The organism is Rhodanobacter thiooxydans LCS2, assembly GCF_000264375.1.
GTDB classification, from domain to species: domain Bacteria; phylum Pseudomonadota; class Gammaproteobacteria; order Xanthomonadales; family Rhodanobacteraceae; genus Rhodanobacter; species Rhodanobacter thiooxydans.
Genome location: NZ_AJXW01000124.1, coordinates 1 through 2,484 on the forward strand (window position 1 = coordinate 1; position 2,484 = coordinate 2,484).

3 protein-coding genes and 1 pseudogene are annotated in these 2,484 nt (G+C 53.2%); 1 reads left to right on the plus strand and 3 read right to left on the minus strand.

Translation table 11 applies throughout. The annotated features are described in order from the left end of the window. Positions 1-696 (plus strand): annotated as a pseudogene (locus UUA_RS19070) (REP-associated tyrosine transposase); the annotation flags it as partial. A 29-nt stretch (positions 697-725) separates the two neighbouring features. Here the strand turns inward: UUA_RS19070 and UUA_RS19530 are convergent. The 3 genes from UUA_RS19530 to UUA_RS19540 form a co-directional block, all read right to left on the minus strand. Beyond that, entirely contained in the window at positions 726-1,196 is a 471-nt protein-coding gene (locus tag UUA_RS19530; protein WP_153022947.1) for a hypothetical protein, read from the minus strand. A gap of 175 nt (positions 1,197-1,371) precedes the next feature. Beyond that, complete coding sequence (locus UUA_RS19535; protein ID WP_153022948.1) at positions 1,372-1,968, minus strand: hypothetical protein; 597 nt, start codon at positions 1,966-1,968, stop codon at positions 1,372-1,374. Continuing rightward, entirely contained in the window at positions 1,965-2,396 is a 432-nt protein-coding gene (locus UUA_RS19540; protein WP_153022949.1) for a hypothetical protein, read from the minus strand. Before UUA_RS19540 ends, UUA_RS19535 begins: the two co-directional genes overlap by 4 nt. Positions 2,397-2,484 lie beyond the last annotated feature (88 nt).

Sequence of the window (2,484 nt, forward strand, 5' to 3'; positions counted from 1 at the left end):
TGCCCCGTTTACCACGACTTGAGCTACCTGGCATTCCGTTGCACGTGACACAGCGCGGCGTAAACCGGGGCGCCATCTTCCTGGACGATGATGATCGGCATCACTTTCGTCGCCTCTTGCGTGGCGCTTGCCGGAAGCATGCTGTCCAGGTGCACGCCTTCGTGCTGATGGACAATCATTTCCATCTGTTGCTCACCTCGCCGCAACCCGGCTCCTTGTCGGCCGCCATGCGGGCCGTCGGCCAGACCTACGTCCAGGCATTCAACTACCGCCACGTGCGCAATGGAACCCTCTGGCAAGGCCGCTTCAAATCCTGTCTGGTCGATACCGAGCGCTATCTGCTGACCGTGATGCGATATATCGAACTCAACCCCCGTGCGAGCGGCCATGACCGTCAGTCCGCAGGACTATCGCTGGTCAAGCGTCCACACGCACCTCGGACTCGCCTGTGATCCACTGATCACGCCGCATCCGCTGTACCTAGCGCTGGCCCCCACTCCCGATGAACGCCACGCGATCTATCGAACATGGCTGCGGGAAGGCATGACCGACGATGACCTTGCGCGTATCCGGCAACACGTGAATCAGGAACGTGCACTGGGTGACGAGCGGTTTCAGCGCATGGTGGAAAAGACGCTGGGACGGCCTGTTGCCTGCCGCCCACGGGGGCGGCCAAGCGCAACGAGCGAGATTTAATTGCCTCCGTCCCCTTTAATTGGACCTATTTAACGCTCAGGGATAATCTGATGCAGAGTTATCGAAGAAATATTCTTTATTGCTCCAAGGCGAAACACATCTGCACCCTGATACGTCGCATCAAAAATACCCACCACCCTTATTGGGAAAACACCCTTGTCCATGCCATCCATAACTTTTTTATCCAATGGGAGTTTTCCCATTAATTCAATCCCCTCAAACTGCATGTCTGACTTGTAACTTTCACTGCTAGGAAATAAAACCGGCCTTCCAAATGAATTAACCAAAAACCCTGTCAGGCTGATCAGTTTATGATTATATTTCTCCGGGTTAACCAAAACTCTTTGAAATGGAGCAATACATACTCCTTCTTTAGAATTCCTAGAAAAAGCGATGCACTGCGACCCAAATCTACCATCAAAACTCACTTTTGGAATATCTTGCGCAAAGATATCCACCGAGAGAAAAAATGTTAGCAAGATGCACGAATATTTCTTCATCACGGTATCCACGTTGTTGGAGATTTAATTGCCTCCGCCCCTTTAATTGCGTCCCCTTTAATTGGGTTATTCACCCGCCCTCCGGCTTCCAGAATCCGTCCAGAACGTCTGGCGATGTGGCATAACAAGGCCGGAGGTGGCCCTGAGATTACGCGAAGGGATTCATAGTGAAACCTCAGCCTCCGCCCCCTTTAATTGCTCCGAGCTGTCGAGATTCCGGCTGAGCTACTAGCCCCTTCAAATACGTCCACATCGAGTGGTCTTCCGTCGTGTTTCTCAGGCCAAAATCGCGAGCCATTTCTTCGATCGCTTTCGCTTCACCGCCATATTCTTCTATGACAGCAGTTATTAGCTCGCATTCCGCGCCAAGCACTGTTAAGTCAGAATCCCCCCAAATCGCCCAGCGCTCGCTCGCTGTTGACATGAAAAATTCGGGCAAATACAAACTCATGTCACTGAAGTGCGCAAGCACGCTCCGCTCATCAAGCGGCACCACAAATGGCTGTTCTCGCTCCATGACCACGCCACCGATTATTGGCGCGGGGGAAACCACGAATGCTCTGGTGTCGCGAGTTCTTTCATGGGCCTGATCCAACAGGCACCGCCAAATGTTGCTAGGCAGCCTCATATCGCCCGCGTTGTCACGATTGAAAGCTAGCGCCTGCCAATTCAACGGAACAAAAGGAAAGCCGGGAAATATATCAGCCCGAAAAAGGCTTGTGCGCCAGCGATCCGACAGATATGAGCAAAATGGAGTGCACGACGGATTCATTGAGTCTTCGGCTCGGGGTAGCGGATGATGTTTTCTGGGCGAACCCTTCCGTCTTTGTCCTGAATCTTCACTGTTCTATCGCCCTCGTATTGACCGCCCCGAGTCGAAGTATGAGATTCAACTTTACGACCGTCGGGCAGCTGTACAACCGTTGTCTTTCCGTTGTCGACAAGAACCTTTGAGCCGTCCACACCCTTTGCAGTTTCAACGGCGGCGTCGGCCCCGGCGGCGGCACCTTGTCCTACTAGTACCCCATCCTTTCCAGGCTGCCCATCCGCTGGCTTCGTGCCTTCCTTGATCTTGTCTACTGCCGCCTGGCTGGGATCCTTTGCTTTCTCATTATATACATTGACCGCTTTATGGCCAACAAAGCAACAAAGGGGACGGAGGTAATTAAAAGGCGCTTGCCTACTCGTAGCCGGCGCCATCGCTGGTAGACCGGCTTAGCCTACAACTACATGCTGGCGACTGCTTCGCTCCTTGACAGTTCGAGCGTGCCCCGTTTACCACGACTTG